Source organism: Sedimenticola selenatireducens (assembly GCF_007625115.1).
Taxonomy (GTDB): Bacteria; Pseudomonadota; Gammaproteobacteria; order Chromatiales; family Chromatiaceae; genus Sedimenticola; species Sedimenticola selenatireducens_A.
Genome location: NZ_VMNH01000034.1, coordinates 44,740 through 62,880, shown reverse-complemented (window position 1 = coordinate 62,880; position 18,141 = coordinate 44,740). Strand labels below are relative to the sequence as shown.

General features: G+C 50.9%; 20 protein-coding genes and 1 tRNA gene. 4 read left to right on the top strand and 17 right to left on the bottom strand.

The features are described 5' to 3' along the window. Nucleotide 1: 1 nt before the first annotated feature. The 6 genes from iscA to trmJ form a co-directional block, all read right to left on the bottom strand. Entirely contained in the window at nucleotides 2-325 is a 324-nt protein-coding gene (iscA, locus tag FHP88_RS18680) for an iron-sulfur cluster assembly protein IscA (RefSeq protein WP_144360668.1), read from the bottom strand. Between the two features lie 71 nt (nucleotides 326-396). Continuing rightward, nucleotides 397-783, bottom strand: a complete 387-nt coding sequence (iscU, locus tag FHP88_RS18675) for a Fe-S cluster assembly scaffold IscU (RefSeq protein ID WP_144360667.1) — start codon at nucleotides 781-783, stop codon at nucleotides 397-399. Between the two features lie 96 nt (nucleotides 784-879). Then, nucleotides 880-2,094, bottom strand: coding sequence for an IscS subfamily cysteine desulfurase (locus tag FHP88_RS18670; protein WP_144360666.1), 1,215 nt, complete (start codon nucleotides 2,092-2,094; stop codon nucleotides 880-882). 31 nt (nucleotides 2,095-2,125) lie between these two features. Next, entirely contained in the window at nucleotides 2,126-2,641 is a 516-nt protein-coding gene (gene iscR / locus FHP88_RS18665; RefSeq protein WP_144360665.1) for a Fe-S cluster assembly transcriptional regulator IscR, read from the bottom strand. A gap of 60 nt (nucleotides 2,642-2,701) precedes the next feature. Beyond that, entirely contained in the window at nucleotides 2,702-3,529 is an 828-nt protein-coding gene (cysE, locus tag FHP88_RS18660; protein WP_144360664.1) for a serine O-acetyltransferase, read from the bottom strand. Between the two features lie 138 nt (nucleotides 3,530-3,667). Beyond that, entirely contained in the window at nucleotides 3,668-4,396 is a 729-nt protein-coding gene (trmJ, locus tag FHP88_RS18655) for a tRNA (cytosine(32)/uridine(32)-2'-O)-methyltransferase TrmJ (protein WP_144360663.1), read from the bottom strand. Nucleotides 4,397-4,521: 125 nt separating this feature from the next. Between trmJ and FHP88_RS18650 the strand changes: the two genes are divergently transcribed. Together FHP88_RS18650 and FHP88_RS18645 are read left to right on the top strand one after the other, a co-directional pair. Further along, nucleotides 4,522-5,319 (top strand): inositol monophosphatase family protein, encoded by a 798-nt coding sequence (locus FHP88_RS18650; protein WP_144360681.1) that lies wholly within the window; start codon nucleotides 4,522-4,524, stop codon nucleotides 5,317-5,319. A 170-nt stretch (nucleotides 5,320-5,489) separates the two neighbouring features. Further along, complete coding sequence (locus tag FHP88_RS18645) at nucleotides 5,490-5,735, top strand: integration host factor subunit beta (protein ID WP_144360662.1); 246 nt, start codon at nucleotides 5,490-5,492, stop codon at nucleotides 5,733-5,735. Nucleotides 5,736-5,810: 75 nt separating this feature from the next. On the opposite strand, the gene secF is transcribed toward FHP88_RS18645, so the two are convergent. From secF to queA, 5 genes are all read right to left on the bottom strand, one after another. Further along, on the bottom strand, nucleotides 5,811-6,749 hold the full coding sequence (gene secF / locus FHP88_RS18640) for a protein translocase subunit SecF (RefSeq protein ID WP_144360661.1): 939 nt from the start codon (nucleotides 6,747-6,749) through the stop codon (nucleotides 5,811-5,813). Between the two features lie 13 nt (nucleotides 6,750-6,762). After that, nucleotides 6,763-8,616, bottom strand: coding sequence for a protein translocase subunit SecD (gene secD / locus FHP88_RS18635; protein ID WP_144360660.1), 1,854 nt, complete (start codon nucleotides 8,614-8,616; stop codon nucleotides 6,763-6,765). 98 nt (nucleotides 8,617-8,714) lie between these two features. Continuing rightward, nucleotides 8,715-9,047 (bottom strand): preprotein translocase subunit YajC, encoded by a 333-nt coding sequence (gene yajC / locus FHP88_RS18630; protein ID WP_144360659.1) that lies wholly within the window; start codon nucleotides 9,045-9,047, stop codon nucleotides 8,715-8,717. A 186-nt stretch (nucleotides 9,048-9,233) separates the two neighbouring features. Further along, nucleotides 9,234-10,328: a tRNA guanosine(34) transglycosylase Tgt gene (gene tgt / locus FHP88_RS18625; RefSeq protein ID WP_144360658.1), complete on the bottom strand. Its 1,095-nt coding sequence runs from the start codon at nucleotides 10,326-10,328 to the stop codon at nucleotides 9,234-9,236. A 159-nt stretch (nucleotides 10,329-10,487) separates the two neighbouring features. Further along, nucleotides 10,488-11,519, bottom strand: a complete 1,032-nt coding sequence (queA, locus tag FHP88_RS18620; RefSeq protein WP_144360657.1) for a tRNA preQ1(34) S-adenosylmethionine ribosyltransferase-isomerase QueA — start codon at nucleotides 11,517-11,519, stop codon at nucleotides 10,488-10,490. A gap of 246 nt (nucleotides 11,520-11,765) precedes the next feature. On the opposite strand from queA, the gene FHP88_RS18615 reads away from it, so the two are divergent. Then, nucleotides 11,766-11,852, top strand: a tRNA-Leu gene (locus tag FHP88_RS18615). Nucleotides 11,853-12,017: 165 nt separating this feature from the next. On the opposite strand, the gene FHP88_RS18610 is transcribed toward FHP88_RS18615, so the two are convergent. From FHP88_RS18610 to FHP88_RS18585, 6 genes are all read right to left on the bottom strand, one after another. Beyond that, the gene (locus tag FHP88_RS18610; protein WP_144360656.1) at nucleotides 12,018-12,314 is read right to left on the bottom strand and encodes a PIN domain-containing protein; all 297 of its coding nucleotides are present in this window, start codon (nucleotides 12,312-12,314) and stop codon (nucleotides 12,018-12,020) included. Nucleotides 12,315-12,559: 245 nt separating this feature from the next. Next, complete coding sequence (locus FHP88_RS18605) at nucleotides 12,560-13,531, bottom strand: zinc metalloprotease HtpX (protein ID WP_144360655.1); 972 nt, start codon at nucleotides 13,529-13,531, stop codon at nucleotides 12,560-12,562. A gap of 1 nt (nucleotide 13,532) precedes the next feature. Further along, nucleotides 13,533-13,850 carry a chaperone modulator CbpM gene (locus FHP88_RS18600; RefSeq protein WP_144360654.1) on the bottom strand — a complete coding sequence of 106 codons (318 nt, stop codon included), beginning with the start codon at nucleotides 13,848-13,850 and terminating at the stop codon, nucleotides 13,533-13,535. Between the two features lie 3 nt (nucleotides 13,851-13,853). After that, nucleotides 13,854-14,810 (bottom strand): DnaJ C-terminal domain-containing protein, encoded by a 957-nt coding sequence (locus FHP88_RS18595; RefSeq protein ID WP_144360653.1) that lies wholly within the window; start codon nucleotides 14,808-14,810, stop codon nucleotides 13,854-13,856. 82 nt (nucleotides 14,811-14,892) lie between these two features. Continuing rightward, entirely contained in the window at nucleotides 14,893-16,368 is a 1,476-nt protein-coding gene (locus tag FHP88_RS18590; RefSeq protein WP_144360652.1) for a DegQ family serine endoprotease, read from the bottom strand. A 22-nt stretch (nucleotides 16,369-16,390) separates the two neighbouring features. Then, nucleotides 16,391-16,900, bottom strand: a complete 510-nt coding sequence (locus tag FHP88_RS18585) for an Hsp20/alpha crystallin family protein (protein ID WP_144360651.1) — start codon at nucleotides 16,898-16,900, stop codon at nucleotides 16,391-16,393. Between the two features lie 224 nt (nucleotides 16,901-17,124). Between FHP88_RS18585 and FHP88_RS18580 the strand changes: the two genes are divergently transcribed. Beyond that, nucleotides 17,125-18,138, top strand: a complete 1,014-nt coding sequence (locus FHP88_RS18580) for a patatin-like phospholipase family protein (protein WP_144360650.1) — start codon at nucleotides 17,125-17,127, stop codon at nucleotides 18,136-18,138. Nucleotides 18,139-18,141 lie beyond the last annotated feature (3 nt).

The following is an 18,141-nucleotide window of genomic DNA, read 5'->3' as shown; positions in this document are numbered from 1 at the left end:
TTTAAACGTTAAAGCTTTCACCACAACCACACGCATCCTTCACGTTGGGGTTGTTAAATTTAAAGCCCTCATTCAAACCTTCGCGCGTGTAGTCCAGTTCGGTCCCGTCGAGATAGAGCAAGCTCTTGGGATCAACCAGGACTTTAACCCCATGTTGCTCAAAGATCTGATCATCTTCTTCACTTTCATCTGCAAATTCAAGTACATAAGCCATACCTGAGCAACCAGAAGTACGAACACCTAGTCTTATGCCCAGGCCTGAGCCCCTGTTTTGCAGAAAATTACGGACATGGTTAGCCGCCGCTTCGGTAATGGTAATCGTCATATCGTCTCACTCCGGGGTTTAATCTAGCCCCCGATCCACACTTCTATAGAGGCAATATAATGCCTTAACCACTAGCTTTTTGCATTCTTTGCCGCGTAATCCTGTACGGCGGCTTTGATTGCATCTTCGGCAAGTACTGAGCAATGCACTTTTACCGGAGGCAGAGCCAACTCTTCAGCAATCTGGGTATTCTTGATCTGCTGGGCCTCTTCCAGGGTCTTACCCTTGACCCATTCAGTCAACAAACTGCTTGAGGCGATAGCCGACCCACAGCCATAGGTCTTGAATTTGGCATCTTCAATCACACCCTGATCATTCACCTGAATCTGCAAGCGCATGACATCACCACAGGCTGGTGCGCCCACCATGCCGGTGCCAACATTTTTGGCTTCCTTATCCATACTCCCAACATTGCGTGGGTTCTCATAGTGGTCTAAGACCTTGTCGCTGTATGCCATGATCAATTCTCTCCGGATTCGGTACTGGCCAAGTAAGGCCGGTACTTTAAAAACTGCTAACGGTTAAGCCTTTACTGCATTCGAAAAAACAGTCGCTCAGTGCGCTGCCCATTGCACTGATTTCAGGTCAACCCCATCCTTAAACATATCCCACAGAGGCGAGAGTTCACGCAATCGATTCACTTGATTACTGATGGTATTGATCACGTAATCGATCTCCTCCTCCGTTGTAAAGCGGCCAATAGTGAATCGAATTGAGCTGTGCGCCAGCTCATCCTCCCGACCTATCGCACGTAACACATAACTGGGCTCAAGACTGGCTGAGGTGCAGGCTGAACCCGAAGAGACCGCAAAGTCTTTCAGCGCCATGATCAGAGACTCACCTTCAACATAGGCAAAGCTGACATTCAGATTTCCAGCCACACGCTGTTCGAGGTCACCATTCAGATAGACCTCATCCATATCTTTCAAACCATTCCAGAGTCGGTCACGCAGCTTAATAAACCGCTCGTTCTCCTGCGCCATCTCCTCTTTGGCTATTCTGAAGGCCTCACCCATGCCTACAATCTGATGCGTTGCCAGAGTGCCGGAACGCATACCGCGTTCATGTCCGCCGCCATGCATCTGCGCCTCCAGGCGCACGCGCGGCTTACGCCTGACATAGAGAGCGCCAATACCTTTGGGGCCATAAATCTTGTGGGCAGAGAGTGATAACAGGTCCACCTTCTGGCGTTCCATATCCAGCGGAACTTTACCGGCACTTTGCGCCGCGTCCACATGGAAGAGAATCTTGCGTGCCCGGGTGAGCTCGCCAATCGCACTGATATCCTGCACCACACCAATCTCATTATTGACGTGCATGATCGATACCAGGATGGTGTCATCCCGCATGGCCGCCTCAAGCTTACCCAGAGCAATCATGCCGTTAGATTCTGGATCGAGGTAGGTCACTTCAAAACCCTCTCGTTCCAACTGACGACAGGTATCAAGAACCGCTTTGTGCTCAGTCTTACAGGTGATAATGTGCTTACCTTGTCTCTGATAGAAATGGGCCGCACCCTTAATCGCCAGGTTATCTGATTCGGTAGCTCCGGATGTCCAGACAATCTCTTTTGGATCGGCATTCAACAGTGCCGCAACATCCCTACGTGCCTTTTCAACCGCATCATCCGCATCCCAACCAAACTGATGTGAACGAGAGGCAGGGTTGCCGAACTTGCCATCTGGTGTCAGATACTGGCACATCAATTCAGCAACACGCGGATCAACTGGGGTGGTTGCCGAATAATCCATATAGATGGGTAATTTCATTATCACTCCGAATATTAAGTAATCAACGCTATCAGGCTTGTATGCCTGTACTCGTCGTCACGCTAAAGTTCACATCTGCTGAAGCCGCAGTCTCACCGGCAACACGTCGTTTTTCTTCATCTTGTCGCTGCGCAACCTTCTTTGCGCCTCGACGCTCCATCAAATCATGCAAACTGATACGGTTAAGGTAGTCATAAATCTGATCGCTCAAGTCATGCCAGAGATCATGGGTCAGACAGCGCTCGTTGTCCTGACAGTTGTGACTACCTCCGCAGCGCGTGGTATCCACCTTTTCATCCACAGCAGTGATAACGGAAGCAACATAAATCTGATTGGCCTCTTTACCCAACACATAACCACCACCCGGCCCTCTAACGCTGGCCACCAGAAGTTTCTTGCGTAGACGGGAAAAAAGTTGTTCCAGATAAGAGAGGGAGATACCCTGCCGCTCAGCAATATCCGCCAGAGTGATGGGGCCCTGGCCCTGGTGGAATGCCAGATCCAACATCGCGGTGACAGCATATCGTCCTTTGGTGGTTAACCTCACAGCAGACACTCCTTAAATATTTGATGTCGCTAATATATAATACCTGACTGATTCAGTCAACTATTTAGGCGGGGTATCTTGTGTGGACTGAGGGTTTGCCTGAGACCTTCCAACCCTTTGTATTTTAAGTAGTTCTTCAGCTGTTGAGGCAATTTCACACGAATCTATCTCCGGAATATCCAGGTCGGGATTCTCCTCATTGACTCGCTTGAGTATTTGACACATTGCCTGCATGCGCTGATCCATCACATGGATATGGTCGAGCATACAATTGATGGCATGTGCCACCGGGTCAGGTGCGTCACTGGTAGCACCGTAGGCATCAAAACCCATTTTTTCGGCCATTTCTGAACGACGGGAATCCGTTTCTGCCGCTACGGTTTCAATAAGACGCCCAGGAACCCCAACCACGGTAGTACCTGGCGGGACAGGTTTTAACACAACTGCATTGGAGCCAATACGAGCCCCCTCACCAATATCAATAGGACCCAACACCTTAGCACCCGCCCCTACAACAACATTATTTCCCAGCGTGGGGTGTCGTTTACCCTTCTTCCAGCTGGTACCACCCAGTGTCACACCATGGTAAAGCGTGCAATCATCCCCAATCACGGCAGTCTCACCGATCACCACACCCATGCCGTGATCGATAAAGAAACGCCGACCAATTGTGGCCCCGGGGTGTATTTCGATACCGGTAATCCAACGGGCAAACGTGGAGAGTATCCGTGCTAACCAGCAGAGACCTATATTCCAAAGCCAGTGAGTTAGACGATGAATCAGTAGGGCATGCAACCCAGGGTAAGTAGTGATCACATCGAAGGCATTTCGAGCCGCAGGATCGCGATCAAAAACACTGGCGATATCTTCTTTGAGTCGAGAGAACATGCAGAGGGTTCCGTTTAAACCAGCACAGCGCAGGCTATTCTTAATCCCGACTATTCTACTCGATTATTTTCCTAACTGGCCAGCACCCAGGCTAAATGTCTCTCACATGCTTATATCGATGCAAAAAAAGAGCCGCGCCTATTCACGCCGCATTGACTTACGGCCTTGAGCGGCACTGAGGATTCCGCGCAGGATATTGAGTTCTTCCGGATCAGGACGGGCGCGAAAAAAGAGCCGTCGCAAACGGCGCTGGAGCTTTTCAGACTGCTGCGGATGGCTAAAACCCGTCTCTTCCATGGTCTGCTGCAGATGCTGAAAAAAACCTTCCATAGCGCCTGCAGACGCTACCTCGCTCGCCGCTGCAGAAGCCACTGACTCTTGAGTAAGTGACTGCAGATGCACCTCGTAGGCAATTACCTGAAGTGCCTGGGCAATATTCAAAGAACTGTATTCAGGATTCGCCGGAATATGCACCAGATACTGACATCGATCCAGTTCGCTGTTGCGCAAACCGGAGCTTTCCCGACCAAACAGGATCGCCACCTCACCCTGCGCAGCCTCGCTCCACACTTTTTCGGCACACTCTCTGGGGCGAACTTGAGGCCAATCGACGGTACGCAAGCGGGCGCTAGCACCCACAACCAGGCGGCACCCCTGAAGCGCTTCATCAAGCGTGTCATACACCTGGCAACTCTCCAGGATACTGTCAGCCCCCGCAGCCCTGGCCGTAGCCTCAGCACTCGGATAAACCTTAGGAGAAACCAGACACAAATTCTCCAGTGCCATATTTTTCATGGCCCGGGCGGCGGCCCCGATGTTGCCAGGATGAGTCGTTTCGATCAGAACAATTTTGATGTTTTTCAGCATAGCGACGAAGCGTACAACAATCCGGCCGATTTCTCAGCCGGGATAACGCATAGAAGCTAAAAATGTTGCCCTTCAACAGCTTTTTCCCTTTATTACAGGCTTCGGTTCATGTATCTTCCACGCCCATGCACCCGATGATGAATATTGCCGTCCGCGCAGCCCGTAGCGCCGGCAGCATACTACTCCGTTATTACGAGCGAACCGATACTCTGACGATCACTCAGAAGAGTATTAATGACTTCGTATCCGAGGTTGACAGGGCCTCCGAGCAAGCCATTATCGATACCCTGCGTGGCGCCTACCCCAATCACGCCATTTTGGCTGAGGAGAGTGGCAGCAAAAGCGGTAACGATTACCAGTGGATTATCGATCCGCTCGATGGCACGACCAACTATTTACATGGATTCCCGCAGTTTTCTATCTCGATTGCATTGAAACACAAAGGCGTCCTGGAACAGGGCCTGGTCTACGACCCGCTGCGTGACGAGATGTTTACTGCCACTCGTGGTGATGGTGCGCTGTTAAATGATCGCAGAATCCGCGTGACCAACAGAAAAACCCTGCAAGGTGCACTCCTTGGAACAGGCTTTCCCTACCGCGACCAATCTAATCTGGATGCCTATCTGGGTATGTTCAGAGACCTGATTAAAGACACCGCCGGGATACGTCGTCCTGGATCTGCCGCACTGGACTTGGCCTATGTCGCCGCAGGTCGCCTGGACGGCTTCTGGGAGTTAGGCCTTTCTGAATGGGATTTTGCAGCGGGTGCTCTGCTTGTCAAAGAAGCCGGGGGAACCGTATCGGATATCGGTGGTGGCGGTCGTTTCCTGGAAACAGGCAATCTGATTGCCGGTGGCTTGAGACTTCACTCGGCCATGTCATCCGTCATTCGCCCACACCTGACTGATCGCATTCGGGCCTGATAGATAGAAGCAAACCTTACTCCACCTGACATTAGTCACGTGGGGTTTCACGAACCGACTATCTGTTCACATATCCCAACAAGTCACTCAAGTTTCTCTGATCGATACCGCTAACCGGTTTATATCAGTGAGGAGTGATCCTCCTTGGATCTACTGGAGACTTGGGCATCATGAAGGACAAGCCGGACACGACCAATACAGTCAGCGATCGAGCGCTTGAGATGATCATGCGTGATGTGCTTGATGGCCTTTTTGAACTCTCACTTGAGTCCTCTTTCACGGCACATTGCAATGACGTTGAGATACTGGAGATTCGACAAGATCAAGTAACTTGCGAAGAAAACAGGGCGCAAAAATCTGAACAACAAAATGCGGAAATCCTCGAATTCCCCGGCCTGAAGCGCGCCTACGGATGATAACCACGATTATTTTTCAGGCAAAAAAAAGCGCAGCGATTAATTATCGCCGCGCTTTTTTTATTTATGTATTAATCAGGGTTCTGCGTCGACCTCTCCACCCTCTTTTACAACCGGCATCAGATCAGCCTTACTGATGCCGAGCATCAATACCGCCGTACTGGCCACATAGATGGATGAATAGGTTCCCACCACCACGCCGATGATTAGCGCAAAAGCGAATCCATGGATAATCTCACCCCCAAATACAAACAGCGCAATCAGCACTAGCAGGGTGGTTAGCGAGGTCATCAAGGTACGCGACAGGGTCTGATTCAGAGAACTGTTAATAATCTCATCCGCCTCACCCTTGCGCATCTTACGGAAGTTCTCACGGATGCGGTCAAAAACCACTATAGTGTCATTGAGTGAGTAACCGATGACCGCCAATATCGCCGCCAATACGGTGAGATCAAACTCAATCTGGAACAAAGCAAAGATGCCTATGGTTATCACCACATCATGAATCAGGGCAATCACTGAGCCCAGTGCAAAACGATACTCAAATCGCAACGCCACATAAGCCAGGATACCTAACAACGCATAGAGCATTGCCAGGCCACCGTCTTCGGTCAATTCGTCACCGACCTGCGGCCCAACAAACTCAACACGTCGCAGGGTAGCTTCACCGGCATCCGCTTGCTTGAGCGCCATAAAAGCGCGGTCACTCAGTTCAGCGCTTTGCAATTCGGAATCCGGTGCCAGCCTTACAAGGACATCTTTGGAGGTACCAAAGTGCTGCGCCGTAACATCTTCAAAGCCACCAGACTGGAGCACCTCTCTCACCTTAGAAAGTTCTACGGCCTCTTGATAGCCGACTTCGATCAGTGTGCCGCCCGTGAAATCGATACCCAGGCTAAGCCCCCTCGACAGGACTGAACCCAATGCAATGACCATCATGGCAATAGAGAAGTACATGGCCAGCTTACGCTTGCCCATAAAGTCGATATGAGTGTTCTTTTTAAAGATCTGCATCGGCGTTGCTCTACTAGATACTCAGTTTGGCGACGCGCTTGCCGCCATAGATCAGATTGACTACGGCACGGGTGCCGACAATCGCTGTAAACATTGAGGTCAGAATGCCTACAAACAGTGTTACGGCAAATCCTTTAATCGGCCCCGTACCAAAACTGAACAACACCACCGCTGCAATCAGCGTGGTGATATTGGCATCCACGATGGTTGAAAACGCCTTCTCATAGCCCGCAAAGATGCTGGCTTGCGGCGTACTTCCCACACCAATTTCCTCACGAATACGTTCGAAGATCAGTACATTGGCATCCACCGCCATACCCACCGTCAAGACGATACCCGCTATACCTGGGAGTGTAAGGGTCGCTTGCAACATGGAGAGGATCGCTACGATGAACACCAGGTTCATCATCAAGGCCAGATTGGCGACCAGTCCAAATACTTTGTAGTAGATCGCCATGAACACCATGACCAAAGCAAGGCCTATCACTACCGAAGCAAAACCCTGATCGATATTATCTTGTCCGAGGCTTGGGCCAATGGTCCGCTCTTCAACGATATCGATTGGTGCCGCTAGTGCACCCGCCCTTAATAGCAGCGCTAGATCATGCGCTTCACCAGGACTATCAAGCCCCGTTGTTTGGAAGCGACGCCCGAAGGGTTCCAGGATATTGGCAACACTGATCACCTCCTCCACTTGAACCTTTCGGGTCACAGGTTCACCGTCCACAATACGGGTGTCTTTACGGGTCTCAATAAAGACCACCGCCATCGGCTTGTTGACATTTTCGGTCGTGACATTACGCATCCGGCGAGCACCCTGGCTGTCAAGGCTGACAGAAACCATGGGGCCACCACTGCGTTGATCAAATCCAGAAGACGCATCGGTGATCTGATTTCCGGTTACGATCACCCGCTTCTTCAATAGAATGGGCCGACCATCACGGGTTTTATAAAGTTTTGATCCTGGAGGAACTTTACCCGCAACGGCATCTTCAACACTGTGTTCCGTATCTTCCAAGCGATATTCGAGGGTAGCCGTTGCGCCTAGAAGCTCTTTAAGCTTGGACGGATCCTGTGCACCGGGCAGTTGCACTACGATACGGCGATCACCCTGCTGCTGAATGACCGGCTCCGAAACACCGAGGGCGTTCACGCGGTTACGCAGAGTGGTGATGTTCTGGTCGAGCGCGAACTTTTTGACGGATCGCTGTTCAGTTGGGCTGAGCTTGGCCTCAACCAGATAATCTCCATCACTGTCCCTGGACTCAAGAATCAGATCACGAAACTGGTCACCAATCACCTCTACAGCCTGATCACGAACATCCGACTCGTTAAATTTGATGACAATCAGCTCACCATCGATAGAGGGCCTGGAGGCGCGCAGTTTTTTGTCTCTTAGCTCGGTGCGAATATCTTCGACATAGCGCTCCATTGCCTGACCCAAGGCGGCATCCATATCCACATCAATCAAGACATGAATACCCCCGCGAAGATCCAGACCCAGGTACATAGGCAAAGCGCCCACCGTCTGTAGCCACGCGGGAACATCTGTAGAGAGCGTTAGTGCCTGGGTGTAATCACCGCCCAAGGTAGTCTCAAGCAGCTCCTTGGCACGCAACTGACTTTCAGAGTCCTGAAAACGGACCAGCAGTTTATTCTCGCCAGTCTTGGTTGACTTGATCTCGATATTGGCACCCGTAAGGGCACTACGAATAGTCTGTTCGGTCTGTGCATCGACAGCAGCACGACGGCTGCCACTGATTTCCAGTGAAGGATCCTGATCAAAGATATTGGGCATGGCATAGATCAGTCCAAACAGTGCCAGCATCACTACAAGGACGTTCTTCCAGAGGGGATATCGGTTCATCGTTATCAGTTATTGTGGAAGCTCTTAGCAGGCGGACCAGTAATCCCTGGCCCAACCTCCTGTAAATAAAAAGTCAGCCCCAAAGGACTGACTCGTGATTAAAGCTCTTTCAGCGTACCCTTGGGCATGATCGCTGAAATCGCCTGACGACGGATTTTCACCTCGACCCCTTCCGCGATCTCTACCTTGGCAAAGTTCTCACCCAGGTCTGAAATCTTGCCCATCAAGCCACCTTCAGTCTGTACCTCATCGCCTTTAGCCAGGGTTTCAACCAGCTTACGGTGTTCTTTTTGGCGTTTCATCTGAGGACGAATCATCAAGAAATAGAGCATGATAATCAGGCCAATCGGCAAGATCAGGCCCTCTAATCCGGGTGCCCCAGAACCGCCGCCAGCGGCCTGAGCCATGGCATCTGAAATAAAGAAACTCATGGTGCTTTTACCTTAAGTCAAGTGGTCAATATGAACTGATTCGGCACGGACCACACCGCGCAAGAATCACAAGCGGCGCATTATGCCACAGTTGTCGAGATTAAAGAATTTAAGACGCTCAATCATATAGACAATTCGTGGCCCTCACACCCAAATAGGGGCAAGCGACAGATCATTCAACCCCTGTCAGGCGCGTAAGGCATAAAAATCCCGGGCAAATACATCAAATCGCTGCTCCGAGATCGCCTGTCGGATATTGCGCATCAGGGTTTGATAGTAGTGCAAGTTATGAATTGTATTCAGCCGCGCCCCAAGAATCTCATTACACCGCGACAAATGTCGCAGATAGCTCCGGCTGTAATTCTGACAGGTATAGCAATCACAATGAGGATCCAGCGGACCCGTATCATTGGCATGAACGGCATTGCGGATACGCACCACCCCCTCATGGGTAAACAGATGGCCATTGCGCGCATTGCGAGTCGGCATGACACAGTCGAACATATCGATACCGCGGCGTACCGCTTCGACAATATCTTCCGGCGTCCCAACGCCCATCAAATAATGGGGTTTATCGACTGGCAATCGAGAAGCCAGGTAGTCCAGAACGCGCCAACGGTCTTCGGGTGGTTCACCCACTGAGAGGCCCCCAACGGCGTAGCCATCAAAGCCAATCTCAATCAATCCCTCCAGAGAACGGCCGCGCAGCGACTCATATACCCCGCCTTGGACAATACCAAACAGTGCGGAGGGATTGTCTGCGTGGGCCAGCTTGCTCCGTTCTGCCCATCTGAGCGAGAGTTCCATCGAGACACGGGCCTCTGTCTCTGTGGCCGGATAAGGGGTGCACTCATCAAAGATCATGACGATATCCGAACCGAGCTTGCGCTGTACCTCCATGGATTCTTCCGGCCCCATGAAAATCTTGCTGCCATCAATAGGAGAGCGAAAATGCACACCCGCCTCTGTAATCTTGCGCATTGCACCCAAGCTAAAGACCTGAAAACCACCAGAATCGGTCAATATGGGGCGCTGCCAGTGAGTAAAATCATGCAGGTCACCATGTGCAGCGATGATCTCGGTTCCAGGCCTCAGCATTAGATGAAAGGTGTTACCAAGAATGATCTCCGCCCCACTCGCCTCCAACTCTTCAGGCGTCATAGCCTTCACCGTACCGTAGGTACCGACCGGCATAAATGCAGGCGTCTGGATCGTTCCCCGGGCAAAGGTCAGTTGCCCCCGTCGAGCGGCACCATCAATTTTTTCAACGTCAAATAACATGATTTATATCAACATAAATGATTTTTAAGATCTTGACACACTGCAGCATATATTAGAAACTACGCATGTACTGAAGAACAGCTCAGTGCACACTCCTCCATCCTCCTTTGGTGGATATATTTACGCGGCAATCCACTTGCCGCGTTTTTTTTGCCTGTATTAAACCTTGCCAATCCTTTCCAGGAACATCGCATCACCATAACTGAAAAAACGGTAACGCCGTTCTACAGCATGTCGATAGGCAGCCATAATTCGGTCATAGCCCGAAAAAGCCGCAACCAACATCAGTAAAGTCGACTCTGGTAGGTGGAAATTGGTTACCATGGCATCAACACTGTGAAACGCATAGCCAGGCGTAATAAAGAGCCGGGTATCACCATAGAAGGGCTTGATCTCGCCCTCCTGTGATGCGGCCTCCAGGCTTCTTACACTCGTAGTGCCCACTGCAATCACCCGTCCGCCACGGGCTCGGGTGGCCCGAACCTGCTCACAGACACCCGCGCTCACTTCCACATACTCACTGTGCATCACATGATCTTCCAGCCGATCAACCCGAACCGGTCTGAATGTGCCTGCCCCCACGTGCAGAGTGACATGGGCCTGCTCAATCCCCATAGCCTCCAATAGTGACAGCATTTCCGTACCAAAATGGAGCCCCGCCGTGGGGGCAGCCACCGCCCCCTCGCGACGAGAATAGACCGTCTGATAGCGCTCCACATCCAGAGCCTCGTCATCACGACTGATGTAGGGCGGCAGTGGAATATGCCCTGACTGCGCCATGAGACTGGGGAGATCCGATTCGACTGCAGCCACCAGAAACAGATCATCCGCGCGATCAAGCACCTCCAAGAGGCCCCCGCCATCCAACAAGATACGGCTTCCCGGCTTGGGGGATTTACTCGCCTTGATATGGGCAAGGCCCTGTTCCGGTTGTAGCACCCTTTCGATCAACAACTCAACGCGGCCGCCACTCTCTTTCTGCCCATAAAGACGGGCTCGCATCACACGGGTATCGTTAAAGACCAGCAGATCGCCTGGATTGAGCAAGCCGGGCAGATCGGTGAACTGACGATCGACTGCCTCCTGTGCTCCCGCAGGCAGGTGGAGCAAACGGCTATCTTGCCTGTTCCGGGTAGGAAACTGGGCAATCAGCTCATCAGGCAGTTCGTAATGAAAATCAGATGTTTGCATGGGGGCGGAATATTACCATAGAGAACGCCTCCGCCAAGGGCTATATATTGAGTATCATGGGGGATTGCACAGATTGAGGAAATGATTATACTACGCCTTCCCTAATGCTAGGGTGGTGAAATTGGTAGACACAGGGGATTCAAAATACTAGGGTGTATTCTGGATACCTGTATGATTATCAACAGGTTAAACTAGACTGGCAGATAGCTGGATAATATCAGGGTAACAAATTACTAAGTTTTAGATGGCGGTGTGGTGAAATTGGTATACACGACGGATTCAAAATCCGTTGCCTTTGCGGGCGTGGCGGTTCGAGTCCGCCCACCGCTACCACTAAAACTCAACAGAACGTAACCCCCCTCAGCACCAAATAGCTTCCCTCAAGATAAGCAAAGACAAAGGGCTACATTCGATAGTTTCTTCAGTAGTTCGGCATACACTGACAATGCATTACGTTACCAGCGTCGGCCACTCGGCCTGGAAATATCCGAACTGTCTCTATACCCGGTTTGCCAACCGCAATCCGGGCGACCGCTCAAACTCCTTCATGTTGTTTGTAACCAGAATCAAACCCAATGCTCCGGCATACCCTGAAATAAGCATGTCACAGGGACCTATTGGCTTTCCGATCTTGTACAACTCTGCTCTCGATTGCCCGAAGTGTGTAGCCGCCTGATCATGGAAGGGAACAACATCAAGCCTAGCCGCCAGCCCTTCTATCTCGGTAAGGTTTCTTTTCGGCTGGGAATATCGCTCTGTTCCATAGCCCAACTTCCCCCAGGTAACAAAAGGCAATATTTCCTAAATCTGGCAACTAATATACTCTGGGCCATGACCACTACCGTACTGTTATCTATTATTTTTTTATACTTTTACCGAGGGGATACTGATAGCTCTAGATCTATTAAATAAGGTACATACGGTTCCCTCGACACCCGAATTTAGAGTCCATTAAATCAGCCTTTCACTTCTCCGTGCGTGGGAATAACCGGCGCCTACGCACAACCAATAATCAGCGGGTGTTCGGTCTTGATATCAGGCTAATGCCACAACCCAGTGATATGCCACCCCGGTGAACGGGAAATCGGCTTTCCAAATACCTCATCATCACGCTCTGCTGACGCTGTAAAGCCTTGCCTTTCACTTCGCGTCATACGTGGAGACAGTTCGATCAATCTTTTAATACGCTCTGCCGTATGCGGATGAGAACGCAAAAGGGAGGGATCGGGAATACCGCGCCCCGGCAAAATGAGTTGCTCCAGCCAGTCTCTCTGTTGCGTATCAATTTTCATCAGTGCCCGAGCCAGACTATCTGGATCACCGGTCAGATATGCCGCATTCAAATCGGCGTCAAATTCCCGGGTCCGCGAAAGCGCTAATTGTGCAAGTACACTTAAACTTGGCGCAATAACCAATAGAATAATGGCAAACCAATTCATACTGATCTCGGTAAAGAGGATCAATGGCAGATTGATTATGAAAAGCAATTGCCCGAACAGTGACATTATGTTGGTCACACGACTGATCATATCCGCCACGCCCATGACCCAAAGGTCATTACTTCGAATATGACTCACTTCATGTGCCAGCACGGCAGCCACTTCGTTCAACTCCAGCTTTCGTAATAAACCGTCGGTAACCGCAATAATGGTGTGATCGCGCTTACCAACCGAGAAGGCATTGAGCACGCTGCTGGGTATATAATAGAGTTCTGGACAATTGGCGAGTCCAGATCGATCCGACAGCCAGGACAATGTATTCCAGAGCGCGGGGGCCTCGCTCAACTGAATAGGCCGGGCACCATAAAGCCGCATCGCCAGCCGTGGTGGAATCACCGGGTGAAACAGTATGGCTACCAGACCTACTGTAACCAGCAAAAGCATGCCATCCCTGCCCCATACCAGCCAACCCAGCAACATCATGAATGCGATCATGAACAAGAGTAGCAGCAATGACTGAATCAGATTGCGTCGCGCGTGTTGTAGCCGGACACGCTGATTCACGCCGTTCATATTATTGCTCAAACCGCCTTAATTTTTGCCTTAACCGTTGTACTTCTTCAAGCAAGTCGAGGGCCAGGGCAGCCCCTGCTGCATTAATTCCCAGATCATGCTGAAGATGCCTGGCACAACGTAATCGTCGTATACTGACACTCTGAAAGCGCCAATGAGAGGGGCTATTACCCTGTGCTTCTACAACACCTTGTTCCACGAATTCAATCACCCGTTCTGCTGGCAGTTGGCACGCTTTGCAAAGATCAGCCAGCGTCAACTCCATTCCATCATCCAGCACTTCACCGATTATTAGTGATAAAAGATCATTCTTGGTCATGAATCATATCCCCAGGCTTGTCCGTGGATTGAAATCAAATGCCTGCTTAAATTCAGCATAGGCTGATCGCTCTGCCTCAGTTTCTGCTTTGGGTAGGGCGATCTGGAGTACCACATAGAGATCACCTGGCGTCTTGGCCGGAATACCACGATTTTTCAAACGCAGCTTTCGACCACCGGATGAATTAGGCGGCACTTTCAATTCAACCTTCCCGGCAGGGGTGGGGACGGAAATGACCGCACCCATGGCCGCCTCCCACGGGGTGACAGGGAGATCTACAAAGACATCCTTCTCTTCTACATGGTAGAAACGGTGGGGCTGGAACTCAACCTCCAGGTAAAGATCACCGGCTTCACCACTCCCAATACCAGCCCCGCCCTGTTTGGCCAGACGTATATGCTGCCCCTGACGAACACCCTTAGGTATACGAACATTCAGCATACGCTCTTTAATCACTGGGCGGCCATCAGCACCCAACTCACTATGCTTTAATGTGAGTGTCTTGGTAGCGCCATGGTAGGCATCTTCAAGCTCAATCAGGATCTTCGCATGGGTATCCTGACCATGGGCATGGAATTCACGCCGTCCATAGCCGGCAGCGGGGCCCGCATCAAAACCGCCCTGCCCAAAGAGACTGCTGAAAAAATCACTGAACTGTTCGGCATCGGCACCGGTAAATCCCCCGCCATGAAACTCAAAACCCTGATCCCAATCAGGCGGTGGATTAAACTCCTGGCCCGCTCGCCAGTTGGCACCCAGTTGATCGTAAGCCGTCCGTTTTTCCGGATCTTTCAGGACTTCATACGCCTCGCCCAGCTCCTTAAAGCGGGCCTCGGCATCCGGCTGATCACTGACATCAGGATGGTACTTACGCGCCAACCGACGATAGGCGCGTTTTATCTCATCCTGCGTGGCGTCCCGTTCGACACCCATAATGGTGTAATAGTCTTTATATTCCATCACTGACCTGTCTTCATCTGATACATCACACTGGGTGGTTGGTGGCGGTACAGAGGCCTCCAACCAACATCGAGTTCGGTAACTACCAACTCAGCGCAACAAAACGCTGCATACCATTCATGCGAACAAGCAGCAATACATGCCTTTTATTCGCACCTTGTTTGACCAGTCTTGCAAATTCTTCTGCACTGGAGACAGACTCTCTGTTGACCTGGAGGATAATAGCACCCGGCTCAATGCCCGCCATCGCTGCGATCGATCCCTGACGAACATCAGTGACCACAACACCCTCCCCAGCATTACCGTTAAATTGTTCGGCAAGTTCTGGCGTCAAGGTCTGTACCACCAACCCGATCTCATCACTACGCTGTGTAGAATCCTGTGCACTCATCTTCTCTTTGCTGAGCTGTCCAATTTTGACGCGCAACTCAATCTGCTTTCCATTTCGCATGATTGTGAGTTCAGCCATGCTGCCGGGCGCGGTTAACGAAACACTGTTGCGAAAACTGCCCACATCTTTTACCGGCTCACCTTGATACTGAAGAATCAGATCACCTTGCTGAAGACCCGCTTTCTGCGCAGGGGAATCATCACTGACCTGACTCACAAGAATGCCCTGCATCGCCTTCAGATCAAAGGATTCTGCCAATTCAGCGGTTAACGACTGGATGACCACTCCCAGATAACCCCGGGTCACCTCACCGCTGTCAACCAACTGATAGGCGATTGTTTTGGCGAGATTACTGGGAATGGCAAAACCCACGCCCATATAGCCCCCGCTGCGGCTGAAAATGGCGGTATTGATACCCACTACCTCACCGTTCAGATTGACCAGCGGCCCACCTGAATTTCCCGGATTAATAGCGGCATCGGTCTGGATAAAATCTTCATAGTCATTGAGACCAACACTGGTACGGCCCTTGGCACTGACCACACCCACCGTCAGGGTATGGCTGAGGCCAAACGGATTTCCTATGGCCACTACCCATTCACCTACTTCCAGTTGTGTTGAGTCACCCCATGCCAGCGCCGGCCTGTCGCTGCTTTTAATCTCGATGACGGCAATATCCGACTGGGGATCGCGACCGGTTATCTCGGCATCAAACTCCCGGCCATCCTGAAATTTAACCTGGATTTTCTCTGCGTTCTGGATCACATGATTGTTGGTAAGAATGTAGGTTTTGCTGGATAAAAAACCCGCTTTCTGGGCAAATACAAAACCCGACCCCTGGCCGGTTACCCTGCGCTCTTCAGGCTGCATATCAGGCCGCTGTTGCTCGGGCATACCAGGGAATTTATCACCAAAAAAACGCTTGAAAAAGTCATCCTGAAACGGGAACTGATTGCCGAACGGCAGAGAAAAACGGCTACTGGCCGCCTCTTGGCTTTTTCCTTCTACCTGAATAAACACGACCGATGGCGACACATTGCGTGCAACCGATGCGAACGCCTTGCCTGTCTGCCGCAGACTCTCTACGCCACTGTCAGCTGTCCAGCCTGGCGAGGCTATAAAAAAAACAAGCAACAAAATGATTTTAATGATCATATTGCTTTTCATTTTTTCAATCTCCTTACGTGTTCTACTTGGTTTCTACTTTGATTTTTCTCCGCTGGCGACTCACTGTTTTTGGCAATTCAACGCGTAGTACACCGTTTTTATAGCTGGCCTCTGCCAGATCGGACTCGACATCATCGGGCAGTGGAATCGCCCGCTCAAAACGACCATAAGCACACTCTGTCACATGATAGTGCCCCTCCGTATGCTCTCGTGCTATCTGCTTCTCTCCGCGTATCACCAGATAGCGATCCAGCACCTCAATATCAAAATCACCACTATCCAGACCCGGTGCTTCCAGGCGTATTACAATGGAGCGATCATCATCGAACACCTCTGCCGCCAACACACCCCAGCCGCTACTTCTTACCGCCATTTCACGCTCAAGCGCTTTGTTGTCCTGATGCTCAGACTTGCCGCCTGGGGTGAAACGAGTTATGGCCCCAGCCGCCCGCCGATAAAGCCTTTGCCATCCATCCATCAGGGTATCCCAGGCTTCATTCAACCCTTCCCGTAATTGATTCAACGTGGACATGATTCATCTCCCAATTGTCTAATCACATACTATTCCTGGGGTCAGAAATATTAATTTCAAGACGGCGTTCAAACTGCCCTCTTAAACACGAAGCGTTCGCCATGAAAATTCCTATATAAAATGCCCATTGATTAAAGCATTTATTACAACCACCCGTGGCAACCCGTTTAGGAATATCCTATGCTTTTCAATACAGACTTAGGGTAATGATCACGGAGAAAGGGATGTCTATAAAAATTGACGGCAATGACAAGAGGATTGGCCTGGCACTTTCAGGCGGCGGGTTCAGGGCAGCCGCCTTCCATCTGGGTGTTTTCCGCCAGCTCAAAGCACTGGGCCTTTTATGGAAAATCGATCTGCTTACCTGCGTGAGTGGAGGCAGTATCGCCGGGGCCTTTCTGGCCACTCATTGGGGGGATGACAGCGTACTCGACAAGCTTGATAGCTATCTACAAAATACTTCCATCGCCGTCTCCTCTGTGATTGGTGGCATCTTTGACCCGTTCAGTAGTCGTTTGGATAAACTGGCGGAAACCTACGAGCGAGATCTTTTCGGACAAAGTACACTCGATGCATTAAAAGGCGGGCCTCGGCTTTATCTCAATGCCACCAACCTCGCTACCGGGAATATGTTTTTCTTTGTCACGGGCGGCAATGAATCCGTCGAGATGGGCGAGTGGGAACTGGGCACATCTTCAGCCGCACATTTCAAAATCAGTAAGGCCGTAGCGGCCTCGTCCGCCTTCCCTCCGGTATTTCCTCCTTTGCGTATCGATCAAGCTGATTACCCCGCTGCCGGCGTTGACTACGTCACGCTCACTGATGGTGGTGTTTATGACAACCTTGGGGTCAATCCACTACTCAGAAAACGCAACGCTTTAGACTATGTGATAGTGAGTGATGCGGGGAAACCATTCGACATGGATGATCATCCTACTGAGTCAAGTACCGTTGTTTTGACTGAGTCGATTGGTATCCTGATGGAACAGGTGCGCGGCCTACAGTTCAAACGACTGGAATTGAGTGCCAATGAAGGCGGTCCAAAACCGCTCTGGTTCTCTATCAATAGTGATAAAGGGGAGAGTCAAAGTGGCGATGCGGTATTCGCCTCATCGATCAAGACCCATCTTAAGCGGCTCAACACTGCGGAGATGGGTGTCCTCACGCGACATGCCGGTGCACTGCTCATGCATCGATTAGAAAACTACACCCCTGAACTACTGAATCTGGACGAGTAAACT

Bases quoted from the DNA above. Each gene is read 5' to 3' on its own strand.
- iscA (WP_144360668.1), bottom strand. From the start codon at position 325: ATGACGATTACCATTACCGAAGCGGCGGCTAACCATGTCCGTAATTTT.
- iscU (WP_144360667.1), bottom strand. From the start codon at position 783: ATGGCATACAGCGACAAGGTCTTAGACCACTATGAGAACCCACGCAAT.
- FHP88_RS18670 (WP_144360666.1), bottom strand. From the start codon at position 2,094: ATGAAATTACCCATCTATATGGATTATTCGGCAACCACCCCAGTTGAT.
- cysE (WP_144360664.1), bottom strand. From the start codon at position 3,529: ATGTTCTCTCGACTCAAAGAAGATATCGCCAGTGTTTTTGATCGCGAT.
- trmJ (WP_144360663.1), bottom strand. From the start codon at position 4,396: ATGCTGAAAAACATCAAAATTGTTCTGATCGAAACGACTCATCCTGGC.
- FHP88_RS18650 (WP_144360681.1), top strand. From the start codon at position 4,522: ATGCACCCGATGATGAATATTGCCGTCCGCGCAGCCCGTAGCGCCGGC.
- FHP88_RS18645 (WP_144360662.1), top strand. From the start codon at position 5,490: ATGAAGGACAAGCCGGACACGACCAATACAGTCAGCGATCGAGCGCTT.
- secF (WP_144360661.1), bottom strand. From the start codon at position 6,749: ATGCAGATCTTTAAAAAGAACACTCATATCGACTTTATGGGCAAGCGT.
- secD (WP_144360660.1), bottom strand. From the start codon at position 8,616: ATGAACCGATATCCCCTCTGGAAGAACGTCCTTGTAGTGATGCTGGCA.
- yajC (WP_144360659.1), bottom strand. From the start codon at position 9,047: ATGAGTTTCTTTATTTCAGATGCCATGGCTCAGGCCGCTGGCGGCGGT.
- tgt (WP_144360658.1), bottom strand. From the start codon at position 10,328: ATGTTATTTGACGTTGAAAAAATTGATGGTGCCGCTCGACGGGGGCAA.
- queA (WP_144360657.1), bottom strand. From the start codon at position 11,519: ATGCAAACATCTGATTTTCATTACGAACTGCCTGATGAGCTGATTGCC.
- FHP88_RS18605 (WP_144360655.1), bottom strand. From the start codon at position 13,531: ATGAACGGCGTGAATCAGCGTGTCCGGCTACAACACGCGCGACGCAAT.
- FHP88_RS18600 (WP_144360654.1), bottom strand. From the start codon at position 13,850: ATGACCAAGAATGATCTTTTATCACTAATAATCGGTGAAGTGCTGGAT.
- FHP88_RS18595 (WP_144360653.1), bottom strand. From the start codon at position 14,810: ATGGAATATAAAGACTATTACACCATTATGGGTGTCGAACGGGACGCC.
- FHP88_RS18590 (WP_144360652.1), bottom strand. From the start codon at position 16,368: ATGAAAAGCAATATGATCATTAAAATCATTTTGTTGCTTGTTTTTTTT.
- FHP88_RS18585 (WP_144360651.1), bottom strand. From the start codon at position 16,900: ATGTCCACGTTGAATCAATTACGGGAAGGGTTGAATGAAGCCTGGGAT.
- FHP88_RS18580 (WP_144360650.1), top strand. From the start codon at position 17,125: ATGTCTATAAAAATTGACGGCAATGACAAGAGGATTGGCCTGGCACTT.